Genomic DNA, 15,955 nt, shown 5'->3' with positions numbered 1-15,955 from the left:
CCATGAGATGAAAAGGTTCACACAAATCATCAAGGTCCGCTCCTGCGTTAATGACCTCCCCTGCGTCGAATGTGACAAGGTCACTACTCGGCTCATCGCATGAAACGATTATAGCACATCTTCCTCATTTTTGTAAAGAATTGGCTCGGGAACTGCCGCATCTCTGAGGCGCTTTTGCATCCAAACCGTATCACACCATTGACCGAACTTGAAGCCGACCTTTTTAAAATGGCCAATTTGCTCAAAGCCCCGCTTTTGATGAAAACGAATAGAAGGTTCATTTGGCAAGGAAATACAGGCTAGCAAGTTGACCACATTTTGCTTTGATAATTTTTCTTCAAGAACATCATAAAGAGCCTGGCCAATACCAGCCTGCCGACGATTTCTATCCACATAGATAGATAATTCAAGGGTCCAGTCATAGGCGTCACGCGCATAATAAGTGTGGGCGTAGGTATAGCCAAGGATTTGACCATCCACTTCTGCCACTAGGTAGGGAAATTTTTCCATAATAGTCGCCATGCGGACCTGAAAGTCCTCTAGGCTGGGAACCTGGGTCTCAAAGGTGATGATAGTCTCTTCCACATAGGGAGCATAGACGGACAGAATAGCCTCCGCATCCTCTTGTTTTGCTTGTCGTATCTTCATCTATTCCTCCAGTAATTGCCGATCGTAAATGGTGTAGTCGCAGCGGTAAATAATCAGACGCTTGCCATCAATCAAGAGTTCGGATGTCTTTGGAGCATCCGATGTATAAAGGGAAACCTTGTCCCCAGCATAGGTTGCCAAGGGGGTTCCATTTTGGGAGCGAATCAAGATAACCTTGGCCTTACCCGTAAAGTCATTTTTGAACTGGGAGACCATGCGGTTGACGACAGGAATGGCCTTACCTTCTTCCTCAACAGTGACCGTTTTTTGGTATTTTGCAAAAAGGTCTTCCAGACCCTCCTCCGCAGCAATCAAGGAGGAGCCCACATGGTCCATTTCATACTGGCCAATAGTCACCTTGAGGACGGATGAATCTGCATTGGAGTTGCCTTCGGCATCAACAGAATCAAAGTCCGCATTGCGCTCGATGGACAGAGATTTGCCAGACATCTCATCAATCAACTGGGAACTTTCATCAAAGGTCCGCACCGTCATCTCCAAGCCAATCCACTCCTCCTTGGTATTTTTCCACCAGTTTTGAATGGACTGACAGGCGGATAAGGAAAACAGACTAAAGACAAGAACCAACGACAACAATATTTTCTTTTTCATAGAAACACCTCCTAGGTCTAGTACCCTATTCTACCACGAAAATGGAAAAACAGAGAAAAAATAGATAGACTTGAGAGTATGGGTAGATAGATTTGGTAGACTAAGAAGTGAAAAGGGGAGTCTGTGACTCCAATCATTTGAAAGGATACGATATTATGAAAGCATTCATTGAGAAACACAAGATGAAGTTGATAATTTTTCTAGCTGTTTGGGGATTTTTCTCTGGCTGTAAAATCCTCTTGACCTTTTTTGGCAAGCCCAATGGGATGGAAGCAAAATACCCTCTCTTCTTTCTGACCATTTCATTGGTTGCCCTCTATGTCATCCCCATGATTTTTCTTATCCGTTACCTGGCAAAACGCTTTGAGATTTCGAAAAAAGTTGTTCATCTCAGCTGGGTTTTGGGAATAACGGCTAGTTACTACTTCTCTGGTATTGGACAAACGCTTTTAGGAGCCTTTTGGTTGTTGGTGGTCAAGCCACCTCAGTCCTTCATTGATGCCTGGGGAGCCGCTGTCACCGCTCCCATCCATGAAGAAGTTGGAAAGGGTCTGGTTGTTCTTCTGGTACTCCTCTTGTTCAAACAGCTCAATCTAAAGAACGCCCTGGTCAGTGGTCTGATTGTTGGCCTAAGTTTTCAGGTTATTGAAGATTGTGTCTACACCTTCCAGCAAATGTTTACGGCTAAAACAGATGGTTTTGCGACCCTCATCGAACGAATTGTCCACGCTGGTGGTACTCACTGGACCTTCTCCCTGGTCTTTGCAGTCGGCATGGTTGCCATCCTCTCAAAAAACAGTGGCCTGTCTAAAAAACAAGGGTGGTTCTGGCTTTCAATGGCAGTCCTTGCCCATTTTCTCCTAAACACTCCTTTCAATGCTGGTCTTACTTCCGACACAGCTGAAGTCACTATTCTCATGCTTTGCTTCAACCTCTGCCTGGCCATTGCAGCCTTCCTGACAGTTGACAAACTTGAAGCCCATAAAGAAAAATCCGCCTAGGAGCGGATTTTTTGGTGTTTTTAAAAGAGACCGAGGGCATTTCCATCAGCATCCACATCCATGTTGAGGGCTGCTGGAGACTTTGGCAGGCCTGGCATGGTCATGACTGCTCCAGTCAGGGCAACGATGAAGCCTGCGCCCAGTTTTGGAACCAGCTCGCGGATGGTAATGTCAAAGCCAGTTGGAGCCCCAAGAAGGCTTGGATCGTCTGAGAAACTGTACTGGGTTTTGGCCATACAGATAGGGAGCTTATCCCAGCCATTCTGAAGGATTTGCGCCATTTGAGTTTTGGCCTTCTTTTCAAAAATGACCTTGTCAGCCCGGTAGATTTCACGCGCCACCTTGCTAATCTTTTCTTCAATACTCTCCTCATCATCGTATAGGCGGTGGTACTGGGCAGGTTGGCTTTCAATGGTGGAGACGACCGTTTCAGCCAGCTCCACTCCTCCATCAGCTCCATTGGCCCACACGCTGGCCAGGGCAATAGGTACTTGGATTTGGTCACACAGCTCCTTTAATCGGGCAATTTCTGCAGCCGTATCGGTCACAAATTCATTGATGGCCACTACTACTGGAATGCCATACTTGCGCATGTTTTCAACGTGACGGGCCAGATTGGCAAAACCAGTCTCCACAGCTGCTACATTTTCAGCTGAAAGGGCATCCTTGGCAACACCGCCATTCATCTTGAGGGCCCGAATGGTGGCCACTACTACGATGGCATCCGGACTCTTAGGCAGGTTGGGGGTCTTGATATCCAGGAATTTTTCTGCACCAAGATCCGCACCAAAGCCGGCTTCTGTCACAGTATAATCAGCTAACCGCAGGGCTGTGGTCGTTGCCAAGACGGAATTACAACCGTGGGCAATGTTGGCGAAGGGACCGCCATGAACAAAGGCTGGTGTGCCATAGATGGTTTGAACCAGATTTGGTTTGAGGGCATCTTTCAGAATCAGAGTCAGGGCACCCTCCACCTTCAAATCACGGACATAGACTGGAGTTCGGTCGTAACGGTAGCCAATCACGATGCTGGCCAGGCGTTCCTTCAGGTTCTCCAAATCAGTGGCCAAGCAAAGGATAGCCATGATTTCAGAAGCAACCGTAATATCGAAGCCGTCTTCACGCGGTACCCCGTTCAGTGGCCCGCCCAAGCCAATAGTGACCTGGCGCAGGGCCCGATCGTTCAAATCCACAACCCGTTTCCAGATAATGCGGCGCGGGTCGATTCCCAGTTCATTTCCCTGATGAAGATGATTGTCAATCAAGGCTGACAGGGCATTGTGAGCTGTTGTAATAGCATGCATGTCGCCCGTGAAGTGCAGGTTAATATCCTCCATAGGAAGGACTTGAGCATAACCACCTCCGGCTGCCCCTCCCTTGACCCCCATGACAGGGCCCAATGAAGGTTCCCGCAAGGCAATCATGGTTTTCTTGCCAATTTTGGACAGGGCATCTGCTAAACCAATGGTAATAGTAGACTTACCCTCACCAGCTGGTGTCGGATTGATGGCGGTCACGAGGATGAGTTTCCCATTTTCCTGACTTTCCAAGTCCTTGATTTTCTTTGCAGTCAGCTTAGCCTTGTATTTTCCATAGAGCTCAATATCGTCAAATCCAATGCCCAGGGGTTCAATAATCTCCGTGATGGGCTGGAGTGTGGCACTTTGAGCAATTTCAATATCTGTTTTCATACATCACCTCAACATTTTTCTAGGTTTATTGTATCAAAAGCAAGTAAAAATTGCACGTTTAGTTCTTATTTTCTCCTTATAGTTCGTTTTTTCAAGATATTTTCATAGTATATTTCCAAAGATAGGGGAGGTCGTAAAAACTTTACGAAAAGGCAATTTTCAGGTACAATGTTAGCATGAAAATTTTAATCACATCAGGGGGCACCAGGGAAGCTATTGATCGGGTTCGCTCCATCACCAATCATTCAACTGGTCAGCTCGGCAAAGTGATTGCGGAAAGCTTTTTGCAGGCGGACCACCAAGTGACCTTAGTCACCACCAAGTCTGCTCTGAAACCTGATGGCCATCCCAACCTGACCATCATCGAAATCAGCGATGTAGCCAGTCTAAAGGAGGCTCTTGAACCCTTGGTGAAGAGCCATGATGTTCTCATCCACAGCATGGCCGTATCAGACTACACACCAGTCTATATGACAGGGATTGATGAGGTTGCCCAGGCTGATTCTGTTTATGATTTGTTGGAAAAAAGAAATGACCAGGGCAAGATTTCGTCTGCTGATGACTACCAGGTCCTCTTTCTCAAAAAAAACACCCAAGATTATTTCCCTTGTCAAAGAGTGGAACCCTGCTATTGGGCTGATTGGCTTTAAGCTGCTGGTCAATGTCAGCAAGGATGAACTGCTTACTGTTGCCCGCGCCAGCTTGGAAAAAAATCAGGCTGACTACATCGTGGCCAATGATCTCTTGGATATCAAGGAAGGTCAACACCGAGCCTATCTGGTCAGCAAGAATGAGCATATCCAAGTTGAAACCAAAGACCAAATCGCTCAACTTATCTTACAGGTTGTGACAAACCAAAAGGAGGCTTAATATGGCAAAGATTACACTGGCTGTTTCAGGCTCTATTTCAGCCTATAAGGCAGCTGATTTAACCAGTCAACTGACCAAGGCAGGTCATGAGGTCACGGTCATCATGACCAAGGCTGCCATTGCCTTTGTCACGCCTTTAACCCTCCAGGCCCTATCCAAAAAACTGGTGCATACCGACATCATGTTGGAGGAAAATCCAGCCTCCATCAAGCACATTGATGTGGCCAAGGAGACAGATTTATTTCTAGTGGCCCCTGCTTCTGCCAATACCATTGCCAAACTGGCCCACGGCCTGGCTGATGACATGCTTTCAGCCGTGGCTCTGGCCATTCCTGCAGGAGTTCCAAAACTGATTGCGCCAGCCATGAATACAAACATGTACCTCAATCTAGCCACCCAGGACAATCTTGAAAAACTTGCCCGCTATGGCTATCAGGAAATTAAGCCCAGAGAAGCCTTGCTGGCCTGTGGTGATTTCGGAACGGGTGCTCTGGCTGAGCTTGATGTCATTCTTGAAAGAGTAAAGGAGATTCTATGAAACAAAATCGTTCCAGTCATGTGGCGACCGTGGCCATGTTTTTTGCGGCCATGTTGGTCATCCACCTCTTAACATCGGTCTTCTTTAATATTCTGCCCTTTCCTATCAAACCAACCATTGTCCATATTCCGGTCATCATCGCTTCCATTCTCTACGGACCACGGGTTGGAGCGACACTGGGCGGATTGATGGGGGTTATCAGTGTGGTCACCAATACTATCGTATTGCTGCCGACCAGCTACCTCTTCTCCCCCTTTGTGGAAAACGGGAACCTCTACTCCCTCATGATTGCCATGATTCCCCGTATCCTTATCGGGATTACACCTTATTATGTCTATAAGATTATGAAAAATAAGGCTGGCCTCATTTTGGCTGGTGCTGTTGGCTCCATGACCAATACCATCTTTGTCCTTGGAGGAATCTTTGTCCTCTTCTCCTCTGTCTATAATGGCAATCTCCAACTGATGCTGGCAGGCATCCTGGGAACAAATGCTATTGCAGAAATGATTATCTCAGCTGTCCTGACAGTTGCCATCGTACCTGTCATTGAAAAACTAAAAAAATAAACTAAAAAGTCACGCCAAGGCGTGCTTTTTTTACTGAAAAATGATATAATGAAAACGTTTAATTAAACAAAATATTCAGGAGGGATTTGTCAATGACATATCAAGAAAAATACAAAACTTGGCTCGTTTATGCCCAACTCCCAGACTATCTCAGACAAGATTTAGTCTCCATGGATGAAAAAACAAAAGAAGATGCTTTCTATACCAATTTGGAATTCGGTACTGCTGGTATGCGTGGCTACATCGGAGCTGGTACCAACCGTATCAACGTTTATGTTGTTCGCCAAGCTACTGAAGGTCTGGCAAAACTAGTGGCTTCAAAGGGTGACGAAGCTAAAAAACGCGGGGTTGCCATTGCCTATGACTCCCGTCACTTCTCTCCAGAATTTGCCTTCGAATCAGCACAAGTTTTGGCTGCCCATGGCATTCAGTCCTATGTCTTTGAAAGCCTCCGTCCAACGCCAGAACTCTCCTTTGCCGTACGTCACTACAATGCCATCGCTGGTATCATGGTAACTGCCAGCCACAATCCGAAAGAATTTAACGGATACAAGGTTTACGGTGAAGATGGCGGACAAATGCCTCCTGCTGATGCCAGCGCCTTGACTGACTACATCCGTGCCATTGACAATCCATTTACCATCGAACTGGCTGATTTGGAAGAAAGCAAGGCTTCTGGAATCATCAAAGTGTTGGGCGAAGAGACTGATGTCCAATACCTTGAAGAACTCAAAGACCTGTCCATCAACCCTGAACTCATCAAAGAATACGGGGCTGACATGAAGATTGTCTACACTCCACTTCATGGTACAGGTGAAATGCTGACCCGCCGTGCTCTAGCTCAAGCTGGTTTCAACTCTGTTCAAATCGTAGAATCTCAAGCAACCGCTGACCCTGATTTCTCAACTGTTGCTTCACCAAACCCAGAAAGTCAAGCTGCCTTTGCCCTTGCTGAAGAGCTGGGCCGTGAAGTTGGCGCGGATGTGCTCCTGGCAACAGACCCAGATGCGGACCGTGTCGGCGTTGAGGTTCGCCAGGCCGATGGCTCTTACTGGAACCTATCTGGTAACCAAATCGGTGCTATCATCGCCAAATACATCCTTGAAGCCCACAAACAGGCTGGAACCTTGCCAGCCAATGCTGCCCTCTGCAAATCCATCGTTTCAACAGAATTGGTGACCAAGATTGCGGAAAGCTATGGGGCAACTATGTTCAACGTCTTGACCGGTTTCAAGTTTATCGCAGAAAAAATCCAAGAATTTGAAGATACCAACAACTACACCTACATGTTTGGTTTTGAAGAAAGCTTCGGCTATCTGATTAAGCCATTTGTTCGTGATAAGGATGCCATCCAAGCCGTTCTCCTAGTAGCTGAAATTGCAGCCTACTACCGCTCACGCGGCCTGACCCTGGCAGATGGTATCGATGAAATCTTCAAAGAATACGGCTACTTCGCTGAAAAGACCATCTCTGTGACCCTTTCTGGTAAGGATGGTGCTGAGCAAATCAAGGCTATCATGGCCAAGTTCCGTGACAATGCTCCTGAGCAATTTAACGGAACAGACATTGCCCTCTTTGAAGACTTTGCCCTTCAAACGGCAACAGACAAGGATGGTAAGGTAACTGCCCTGACCACTCCTCCATCAGATGTCTTGAAGTACACTTTGGCAGATGATTCTTGGTTTGCTGTCCGCCCTTCTGGAACAGAACCAAAAATCAAATTCTACATCGCAACAGTTGGTGAAACCTTGGCTGAAGCGGAAGAAAAGATTGCCAATATCGAAAAAGAAATCAACGACTTTGTTGAATAGTGCAAAAGAGGCTTCGGCCTCTTTTTTCTTGACCTCTAAAACAACCAAAAAGCCACCTGCCTTACTGAGCAGGTGGTTTTTCACAATAATAAAGGAAAAGTTCATGTATCACATACGACAGTGGTTTTTCAACCTATCTTGAAATGATTCACTACCCTATCTATCTTAGATACATATTATAGATACATCTTTTTAACAATTAACTTCACGTTCGTTAAAATTTCAACTACACTTGTTATCAGCCCTTCCCCTCTCCTTAAGGCTCAACTGAAACTTTAACTTCTTCTAAAGAATCGAGTCAGATTAGGGAAGATTTTACAAAATTGGATTAGCCTTAATTCTTTCCAACTTCTAGGGTAGTGCGGCTAATATGACTTTTATCATTCTTAACAATCTAAGGCTATCTATACTTGATAGCAGACCATAAAGCAATGATACAGAACTTTTCCTCTATCAGCAAGATATTATTTACAAGGACAAATACGAAACGAATATCGTTTTGCAAAACATTCTTTCTCTTCACCTCAGAAAGAACAGGACCGCTCAATTTGAGCTAAGAATTTGATTTACTATAATTACTTACAACAAACATGAGTCTCACGACTCTCCATAACTAGACGAATCTCTCGACTGATCTAATTACGCTCTCTTTTCCTTTATACTCCTTCCTTTGATAGGTCCTTGGTAAATAACACCGGCTAAATAGCAACTGTGATTGCAATCACTAGGGAGAATATATAACTTCCTCCCCTTGTACCTGTATTATATCACCTTTTTGAAGCGCTTTCAAGTATTTATACGCAGAATTTTGAAAAATGATGGATAATTCCTTCACCCATCATTCTCTCTTATTTTAAACCATCTTGAAAAGCTTCCCACATCTTTTGCTGGGGTTTGGCAAAGGGATAGTGATGAAATTCGTCTGCGCTGACCCAGACTAGTTCCCTGTCAGTCCCCACAGATCCGCGACTATCTGACACCAAGCCTTCCATGATTTGAATCTGCCACTTGCGGTGGCTAAAAATATGTTGGACAGTTGGAAAACTGCTATTTTTCCAGTGGACATTCAGCTGGTAGTTTTCCGTAAAAATCTCTTTAGGATTGTCCTGCACCATCTCCTCTGCTACCTGAAATAAATTCAGGTCTTGTTCACGAGGTTCTGTGATTTCTAGCAAGGGAAAGGACCAAAAACCTGATAAGAGGCCAGCATTCTGATTTTTCTCCAGTAAAAACTGATTTTTCTCATTTCGGATGACAAAGCCCTTGAAATAAACAGGGATTGGCTTTTTCTTGGGAGCCTTAATAGGATACTTGTCCATGGTTCCATTGCGATAGGCAGCACTAAATTCCTTAACAGGACTTTCTTCAGGTCTGGGATTCACAGGTGATTCAATGTCTGACCCCAGATCCATCAAGGCTTGATTAAAGTCTCCAGGTCTGACCGGATCAATCAGGATTTCCATCATAGCCTGGAAAATCTTACGGTTGGCAGGGACTCCAATATCATAATCCACTTCAAAAAGGCGGCTCAAAACCCTCATCACATTGCCATCAACCGCTGGTTCTGGCAGCTGAAAGGCAATACTGGCAATGGCTCCCGCTGTATAGGGGCCTATCCCTTTTAAGGTCAATATTTCCTCGTGTGTTTCAGGGAATTTACCACCAAAATCAGCCACCATTTGCTGAGCTGCCTTTTGCATATTACGGACACGGGAATAGTAACCTAGACCTTCCCAGACCTTGAGCAAGACTTCTTCAAGAGCCTGGGCCAAATCTTCAATGGTCGGAAGGCGATGAAGAAAACTTTCATAGTAAGGAATGACTGTATCCACTCGAGTCTGCTGGAGCATAATTTCCGAAACCCAAATAGCGTATGGGTCGCTGGTCCTGCGCCAGGGAAGGTCTCGCTTATTGGCATCATACCAGTCCAAAAGAGCTTTTCTAAAGGCCTCAATCTGATCTTGGGGCCACATTTCAATACCATAATCTCTTAAATCTAACATAGTTTAAGTATAGCATAGGAAGACAAAAAGAGCCAAAAATGGCTCTTCCTTTAATGGCCTTTCTGGCTCATTTGCATCTGGTAATAGTGTCCCTTCGCAGCCATGAGTTGGGCATGATTGCCTTGTTCGACAATGGCCCCATCTGACATAACAAGGATGATATCCGCATGCTGGATAGTTGATAGTCTGTGGGCAATAATAAAGCTAGTCCGACCCAGCATGAGTTTTTCAAAAGCTTCCTGAATCAAGAGCTCCGTTCGGGTATCGATGGATGAGGTCGCTTCATCCAAAATTAGGATACGGGGCAACTTAACAAAGATACGGGCAATGGCCAGTAACTGTCGCTGACCTTGAGAAAGGGATTCACCAGCATCAGCCAAATAGGTATCGTAACCCTGGGGAAGATGACGAATGAAGAAATCGGGATTGGCTGCCTTTGCTGCCTCAATGATCAGTTCTCTAGTAGCATTTGGATAACCATAGGCAATATTGTCATGAACAGTTGCTGACTTGAGCCAGGTTTCCTGCAGGACCATTCCAATCTCTTTTCTCAGTGACTCCCGACTATAGGCTGAGATTGGTACTCCATCCAAGAAAATCTCTCCCTTATCCAGGGGATAAAAGCGCATGAGCAGATTGATCAGAGTGGATTTACCAGCTCCAGTTGGACCAACAATGGCCACCTTGCTGCCTGCTGGAACCGAAAGATTGAGATTGTTAATGAGGGTTTTTCCGACCTGGTAGGAAAAATCCACATCCTTGAATTCAATATGGCCTACAACTGCTTCTCTCTCCAGCTCGCTACTTGAGTCATCAATCATATCTGCTTCACCCAAAATTGCAAACATCCTCTCTGCACAGGCCAATGCACTCTGCAATTCAGACAGGACAGAGGAAATGTCATTGAAAGGTTTAGAATATTGACTGGCGTAGTTGAGAAAAGTGGTCAAACCTCCAACTGTAAAACTGCCATTCATGATTCGCAGGGCTCCCAAACCTGCCAGCAGGGCATAAATGAGAGCATTGACAAATCTGGTTGAGGGATTGACTGTGGAAGAGGAAAAAATAGCCGCTTGCGAATAGCTTGCATACTGGTCATTGACCTCCTTGAAGCGACCAACAAACTCCTCTTGAGCATTAAAGGCCTGAATCAAGGAAAGCTGGCTCATGCTCTCTTCCAGCAAAGAAACCTGGTCTCCCCTGGCCCTGGTTTGCTTGCGGTAATAATGATAACTTTTTTGAGCGATAAAGCGAGCGATAAAGAGGGAAAGCGGCGTTAAGACGACAACGACCATCGTCATCAAGGTATCCAGCCTAATCATGGTAAAAATCATGACGAAAATGGTTAAAAAACCAAGGAAAAACTGCTGAAAAATCATTAAAAGCCCATTTGTCAGCTGCTCACTATCACTGGATATCCTGGCCACCAGATCCCCCAAACCTTGCTTATCCAGATAAGCCAAGGGTAGGCTATGCAATTTTTCAAAAATCCGCTGACGTAAGTCCGTCACCAACTGATAAACCAGCTGATTAGACAAGAGGGGACTAATCCATTGCAAGAGGGTATTAGCAAGGACCACCAGACCCATTTGCCAAAGAATGAGCCAAAATGAGGAACTGAATCCTGTCTCCAAGCTGGCATCCACTGCCTGACCAATCAAGATGGGCAGGTAGACCGTCAGCAAAACCTGGCCCACTGTCGCCATGAAAAAGAAGAAAAGATGCCAGGGTTTTTGAAGTAAGAGCCGGAAAATGGCCCCGAAGGTCCTGCTTCTGCTTGTTCTGCTTCTCATTCAACCACCTCCTGACCTTCTTGGGATTTTGCAATCTCTTGATAGACAGGGCAAGAAATCAATAGCTCGTCATGCCTGCCCAAACCGACCTGGCGACCTTGGTCTAAAACTAGGATTTGCTGAGCAGCCCTAAGGCTCTTTATCCGCTGTGAAACAATGATGAGAGTCTTGTCGGGCAATCGTGTCTGAATAGCTTCTAGGAGCCGACTTTCTGTCAGGTAATCCAAGGCCGAGGTTGCATCATCTAGAATCAGGATGGGCGCTGGCTGTAAAAGGGCCCTCGCAATGGTCAAACGCTGGCGCTGGCCACCTGAGAAATTTCGTCCCATGGCCTCAACTGGGCTATCCAGCCCTTCTTTAGCCTCCAAAAAATCCCTAGCCTGGGCAATGTCCAGGGCTTGCCACATTTCTTGGTCAGAAATATTGGTTAGACCAAGGCTCAGATTGGACCGAACATCTCCTTTAAAAAGCTGGGCTTTTTGTGGAACTAGGGCAAATTGTTGCCGCCAGGCCTTGAGATTGTTAGGACTCTTTCCTTCAACATAAAGAGTCAAGCGGCCTGCCGACACGGGATAAAGCCGCAAAAGCAGGTTTACGAGACTAGACTTACCTGAACCTGTACCACCGATGATGCCAAAAATATTGCCTGCATGGACAGAAAAATTCAACTGGTCTAAGGCCAAATTAGCCGATTCTGGATAGGTAAAGCAAACATCTTCCGCTTCCAAGAGCAAGGATGCTTGATTGGTCCTTTCGATAGGGAGGTCAGCCTCTATATCTTCTGATTCTTGTTCAAAAATCTCCTGAACTCGCTTGGCGGATATAAAGGTTTGGTTCATGGTCATCATAACCATGACCATCTTGACCAACTCAATCAGAATCTGCAAAAGATAGTTAATCAAGGCTATGAGCTGACCCTGTTCTAATAAGTTAGAATGGATGGCCATTTTTCCCTGATAAATCAGAATAATCAAACTGAGATTGACCACTAGATAGGTAAGAGGTGCAAGGGATGCTGACCAGGCTCCAGCCTTCACTTGCCGATTAAGATAGGACTGGTTTTCTTTTTTAAAGGCCTGGATTTCACGATCCTTTTGACCAAAGGCCCGAATGACACGGGCACCTAGAACATTTTCCCTAACCATGGACACCAGTTTATCTACTGACTTTCTCATTTGAACAAAAATCCTGGCAGAAAACACCGAAACCAGGACCACAATGACCAGCAAGATAGCCACCATGATGAGGAAGATGATAGATAGACGAGGACTGATGGAAAATGCCATGAGCATGGCACCAAAGACAACAATAGGGGCTCTTAAAAAGAGGCGCAGAAAGCTGTTAATCCCCGTTTGAATCTGAAGGCAATCGCTGGACAGGCGTGTCAGAAGACTGGAAGTCGATAATCGATCTTGACTGGACTTTGGAAGTGAAAGAACCTTTTGATAGAGGTCCTGACTCAAACTTTTTGTGTATCCAACCGCTGCCTTTGCAGAATAATATTGGGCAGTAATAGCAACTGCAACTCCGACAGAGGCCAAACCGACCAATAGTAAAACCATAGCAACCAAGTCTCCTTGATTGCCATGAGGAATGATAGAGTCAACGATATAGGCGATGACTAAAGGAACTATTAGCTCAAAGAGGGCCTCTAGGAGCTTAAAGAGCGGTCCTAGAATAGACTCCTTGAGATAGTCCCGAAAATAGCGAAAAAGTGAAACCATGCTTACAAGGCATCCACTGCTTGGGCAGCTGTGATGATACCCAGCTTGTAAACATCTTCAGAACTACAGCCGCGTGAAAGGTCATTTACTGGCTTGTTCAACCCTTGAAGAACTGGCCCAACTGCTTCGAAACCACCTAGACGCTCCGCAATCTTATAGGCGATGTTTCCAGCTTCAATAGCAGGGAAAATAAAGACATTGGCTTGACCAGCAACTGGGCTATCTGGTGCCTTCAAGCGGGCAGTATTTGGCTCTAAGGCCGCATCCATTTGCAATTCCCCATCAATCAAGAGATCTGGACGAGCTTCTTGGGCCAAGCGCGTTGCTTCCACTACCTTGTCAACATGGGGACCTGAACCAGAACCCTTGGTAGAATAAGAAATCATGGCAATCTTTGGCTCCAAACCAAAGGTTTGAGCAGTTGCTGCAGACTGGATTGCAATCTCAGCAAGGGCTTCTGCATCTGGATCAATGTTGATGGCGCAATCCCCAAAGATATACTTATGCTCATCCTTAACCATCAAGAAGACACCTGAAGTCCGCTTCACACCTGGTTTTGTCTTGATAATTTGAAGTGCCGGACGAACAGTATCAGCAGTCGAGTGAACTGCTCCAGAAACCATTCCTTCAGCCAAACCAAGCTGAACCAACATGACACCGAAATAGTTAACATCCCGCAAGATTTGGTCTGCTTGAGCCTCATCTACCTTTCCTTTACGAAGGTTGAGGAATTCCTGCTTCATGGTCTCAAAGTTTGCATAGTTATTTGGGTCAATAACCGTGATACCTGGATTTGAGAAACCGAAATCGGTCAAAAGGGTATGAACTTCTGAAGGGACACCTAGAATAATGGGTTCAGCCAGACCTTCAAACTTCAAACGAGCTGCCGCACGAACCACGCGCTCATCTTTTCCTTCTGGGAAAACAATCCGTAGTTTTTTACCTACGATTTTGTGTTTCATTTCACCGAATAAATTCCGAATTTCCATTGTAAATCTCCTTGATTTAGTTTAATTTTTTTATTACAGCCTGAAAGTCGGCTGGTAATGGACTAGTTAAATTGAGTCTCTCCTCCATGAAAGGATTGACAAATGAAAGGTTTTGGCAATGAAGGGCTTGACGCTCGATACCAAAATCAAGACTGCCTCCATACAAGTCATCCCCTAGGAGGGGAAAGCCAATGTGGGAAAAATGAACCCGAATCTGATGGGTCCGCCCCGTATGGAGCTGAATATCCACCAAATGAATATCTCCCCAAGACTGGACAAGCTCATAAGATGTATGGGCATACTTGCCAGACTGGGTCACAATCCGAGTGATGATACTATCCTCTGGACGACCGATGGGAGCAATAATATCCCCTGAAGGGGCCAATTCACCCTGGCCATGAACAAGGGCATAATAGCGTTTTTGGATGGTCTTGGCCTGGAGCTGCTTGTCCAAACGAGCATGGGCATAGCCGTGCTTGGCAAAAAGCATGAGGCCAGATGTATCCCGATCGAGCCTGGTCACGATATGGACCTGCTTGTTCTCATAATTCTGGCTCAGGTAATATCCTTTGACAAAATTAGCGATGGTCGATGAATGAATGGCACTTGGAATGGAAGCGAAGCCGACAGGCTTATTGATAACCAGAAAATGCTCATCTTCAAAGACAATCTCTAGAGGATGTTCAACCGCTTCCAATTTTCCATTCAGATCTTCTTCATTTGGAATCTCTACCACCACCCTATCACCAATATCCAGGAGATAGGTGGCATTTCGCTGAATCCCATTGACCAGGATATCACCACCCCTGAACTTGATTTTAGCCAGCAGGGTTTTGGAGATTTCATGCTTTTTAAGAAAGGTTTTCACCTTGACATGCTGGTCCGCAACAAACTCAAAGCGCATCACTCCACCTCTCCGATGAAGGCATCCTTGACCCGGTTCCAAAAGCTGGTATGGCTGGGTGAGGCCACAAAATGAATCTTACTCTGGTCCAGCTGGTACTCAATGCGGTCAATATTGTCATAGACAAAGGTCCGATTATCCACTGACAGCGAATAGCGGTCATCATGCTTGGGTTCGATGACAATCTTATCCTTTTTAGGAACCACAATAGAGGAGCCCAGTGTTCTGTAAACCCGGTTGTTGAGACTGGCAACCTCCGCAATCTGGAGAGCTTCGATGGTTGGATGGAGGACCGCACCACCCAGAGATTTATTGTAGGCTGTAGAGCCTGTTGGAGTCGATACCGAAATCCCATCCCCACGAAAGCGTTCAAAGTGGACATTGTTAATAAAAACATCCGCAACCATGGTCTTCGACAGACGTTTGACAGTGGCTTCATTTAGGGCTCTGGCAGAAACCTGACGGCCGTCTATCATCTTCACCTTGACATTCAGGATAGGATAGGAAACCCTGGCACCCGTATCCAGTTTCAGATTTTCAATCAGCTTGTCCACTTCAAAATCTCGGTAATCCGTATAAAAACCGAGGTGTCCTGTGTGAATCCCAACAAAACGAACATGGTCAATGATGGATTCATACTTGTGGAAGGCTGAAAGCAGCATGCCATCCCCTCCGATGGAAACGACTATGTCCGGATTTTTTGGGGTTAGAATAAAATTGGCTTCTTTTAACTTAGCCCATAATTCCTTAGAAACAGCCTCACTCTTTGGAATGTGACTGCTGAAAAAGGCGACTTTTTTTCTAT

At 45.6% G+C, this 15,955-nt stretch carries 13 protein-coding genes and 1 pseudogene; 5 read left to right on the top strand and 9 right to left on the bottom strand.

What is annotated here, in order from left to right; all coding sequences use genetic code 11:
• Nucleotides 1-108: 108 nt before the first annotated feature.
• Both ACEYCN_RS06085 and ACEYCN_RS06080 read right to left on the bottom strand, forming a co-directional pair.
• Nucleotides 109-648 (bottom strand): N-acetyltransferase family protein, encoded by a 540-nt coding sequence (locus tag ACEYCN_RS06085; RefSeq protein WP_373713407.1) that lies wholly within the window; start codon nucleotides 646-648, stop codon nucleotides 109-111.
• Nucleotides 649-1,260 carry a DUF5052 family protein gene (locus ACEYCN_RS06080; RefSeq protein WP_373713406.1) on the bottom strand — a complete coding sequence of 204 codons (612 nt, stop codon included), beginning with the start codon at nucleotides 1,258-1,260 and terminating at the stop codon, nucleotides 649-651.
• A gap of 182 nt (nucleotides 1,261-1,442) precedes the next feature.
• On the opposite strand from ACEYCN_RS06080, the gene ACEYCN_RS06075 reads away from it, so the two are divergent.
• Nucleotides 1,443-2,261 (top strand): PrsW family glutamic-type intramembrane protease, encoded by an 819-nt coding sequence (locus ACEYCN_RS06075; protein WP_373713405.1) that lies wholly within the window; start codon nucleotides 1,443-1,445, stop codon nucleotides 2,259-2,261.
• Between the two features lie 20 nt (nucleotides 2,262-2,281).
• Here ACEYCN_RS06075 and ACEYCN_RS06070 read toward each other — a convergent pair whose 3' ends face one another.
• Entirely contained in the window at nucleotides 2,282-3,952 is a 1,671-nt protein-coding gene (locus tag ACEYCN_RS06070) for a formate--tetrahydrofolate ligase (protein ID WP_373713404.1), read from the bottom strand.
• A 176-nt stretch (nucleotides 3,953-4,128) separates the two neighbouring features.
• Between ACEYCN_RS06070 and ACEYCN_RS06065 the strand changes: the two are divergent.
• The 4 genes and pseudogenes from ACEYCN_RS06065 to ACEYCN_RS06050 all read left to right on the top strand — a co-directional run bounded on the left by ACEYCN_RS06065 (nucleotide 4,129) and on the right by ACEYCN_RS06050 (nucleotide 7,737).
• Nucleotides 4,129-4,822: pseudogene (locus ACEYCN_RS06065) on the top strand (phosphopantothenate--cysteine ligase).
• 1 nt (nucleotide 4,823) lies between these two features.
• Nucleotides 4,824-5,360: a phosphopantothenoylcysteine decarboxylase gene (gene coaC / locus ACEYCN_RS06060; protein ID WP_373713403.1), complete on the top strand. Its 537-nt coding sequence runs from the start codon at nucleotides 4,824-4,826 to the stop codon at nucleotides 5,358-5,360.
• Complete coding sequence (locus ACEYCN_RS06055; protein WP_373713402.1) at nucleotides 5,357-5,926, top strand: ECF transporter S component; 570 nt, start codon at nucleotides 5,357-5,359, stop codon at nucleotides 5,924-5,926. Before coaC ends, ACEYCN_RS06055 begins: the two co-directional genes overlap by 4 nt.
• A gap of 92 nt (nucleotides 5,927-6,018) precedes the next feature.
• Nucleotides 6,019-7,737, top strand: a complete 1,719-nt coding sequence (locus ACEYCN_RS06050; RefSeq protein WP_373713401.1) for a phospho-sugar mutase — start codon at nucleotides 6,019-6,021, stop codon at nucleotides 7,735-7,737.
• 848 nt (nucleotides 7,738-8,585) lie between these two features.
• Here the strand turns inward: ACEYCN_RS06050 and mutY are convergent.
• From mutY to ACEYCN_RS06020, 6 genes are all read right to left on the bottom strand, one after another.
• Nucleotides 8,586-9,740 carry an A/G-specific adenine glycosylase gene (mutY, locus tag ACEYCN_RS06045; RefSeq protein ID WP_373713400.1) on the bottom strand — a complete coding sequence of 385 codons (1,155 nt, stop codon included), beginning with the start codon at nucleotides 9,738-9,740 and terminating at the stop codon, nucleotides 8,586-8,588.
• A 50-nt stretch (nucleotides 9,741-9,790) separates the two neighbouring features.
• Nucleotides 9,791-11,533 carry an ABC transporter ATP-binding protein gene (locus tag ACEYCN_RS06040; RefSeq protein ID WP_373713399.1) on the bottom strand — a complete coding sequence of 581 codons (1,743 nt, stop codon included), beginning with the start codon at nucleotides 11,531-11,533 and terminating at the stop codon, nucleotides 9,791-9,793.
• Complete coding sequence (locus ACEYCN_RS06035; protein ID WP_373713398.1) at nucleotides 11,530-13,257, bottom strand: ABC transporter ATP-binding protein; 1,728 nt, start codon at nucleotides 13,255-13,257, stop codon at nucleotides 11,530-11,532. The genes ACEYCN_RS06040 and ACEYCN_RS06035 overlap by 4 nt, the downstream gene beginning before the upstream one ends.
• Nucleotides 13,258-13,259: 2 nt before the next feature.
• Entirely contained in the window at nucleotides 13,260-14,246 is a 987-nt protein-coding gene (gene pta / locus ACEYCN_RS06030) for a phosphate acetyltransferase (protein ID WP_373713397.1), read from the bottom strand.
• 16 nt (nucleotides 14,247-14,262) lie between these two features.
• Nucleotides 14,263-15,150, bottom strand: coding sequence for an RluA family pseudouridine synthase (locus tag ACEYCN_RS06025; RefSeq protein WP_373713396.1), 888 nt, complete (start codon nucleotides 15,148-15,150; stop codon nucleotides 14,263-14,265).
• Nucleotides 15,150-15,955: NAD kinase (locus ACEYCN_RS06020; RefSeq protein ID WP_373713395.1), on the bottom strand; the 806-nt coding region annotated here is incomplete at its 5' end. The genes ACEYCN_RS06020 and ACEYCN_RS06025, both read right to left, overlap by 1 nt.

The sequence above is a fragment of the Streptococcus sp. genome (assembly GCF_041802885.1).
GTDB lineage: Bacteria > Bacillota > Bacilli > Lactobacillales > Streptococcaceae > Streptococcus.
This window is presented reverse-complemented; position numbering and strand designations above follow the sequence as displayed.

Excerpts from the sequence above, each read along its gene's own strand:
- ACEYCN_RS06085 (WP_373713407.1), bottom strand. The coding sequence starts at position 648 with ATGAAGATACGACAAGCAAAACAAGAGGATGCGGAGGCTATTCTGTCC.
- ACEYCN_RS06080 (WP_373713406.1), bottom strand. The coding sequence starts at position 1,260 with ATGAAAAAGAAAATATTGTTGTCGTTGGTTCTTGTCTTTAGTCTGTTT.
- ACEYCN_RS06075 (WP_373713405.1), top strand. The coding sequence starts at position 1,443 with ATGAAGTTGATAATTTTTCTAGCTGTTTGGGGATTTTTCTCTGGCTGT.
- ACEYCN_RS06070 (WP_373713404.1), bottom strand. The coding sequence starts at position 3,952 with ATGAAAACAGATATTGAAATTGCTCAAAGTGCCACACTCCAGCCCATC.
- coaC (WP_373713403.1), top strand. The coding sequence starts at position 4,824 with ATGGCAAAGATTACACTGGCTGTTTCAGGCTCTATTTCAGCCTATAAG.
- ACEYCN_RS06055 (WP_373713402.1), top strand. The coding sequence starts at position 5,357 with ATGAAACAAAATCGTTCCAGTCATGTGGCGACCGTGGCCATGTTTTTT.
- ACEYCN_RS06050 (WP_373713401.1), top strand. The coding sequence starts at position 6,019 with ATGACATATCAAGAAAAATACAAAACTTGGCTCGTTTATGCCCAACTC.
- mutY (WP_373713400.1), bottom strand. The coding sequence starts at position 9,740 with ATGTTAGATTTAAGAGATTATGGTATTGAAATGTGGCCCCAAGATCAG.
- ACEYCN_RS06040 (WP_373713399.1), bottom strand. The coding sequence starts at position 11,533 with ATGAGAAGCAGAACAAGCAGAAGCAGGACCTTCGGGGCCATTTTCCGG.
- ACEYCN_RS06035 (WP_373713398.1), bottom strand. The coding sequence starts at position 13,257 with ATGGTTTCACTTTTTCGCTATTTTCGGGACTATCTCAAGGAGTCTATT.
- pta (WP_373713397.1), bottom strand. The coding sequence starts at position 14,246 with ATGGAAATTCGGAATTTATTCGGTGAAATGAAACACAAAATCGTAGGT.
- ACEYCN_RS06025 (WP_373713396.1), bottom strand. The coding sequence starts at position 15,150 with ATGCGCTTTGAGTTTGTTGCGGACCAGCATGTCAAGGTGAAAACCTTT.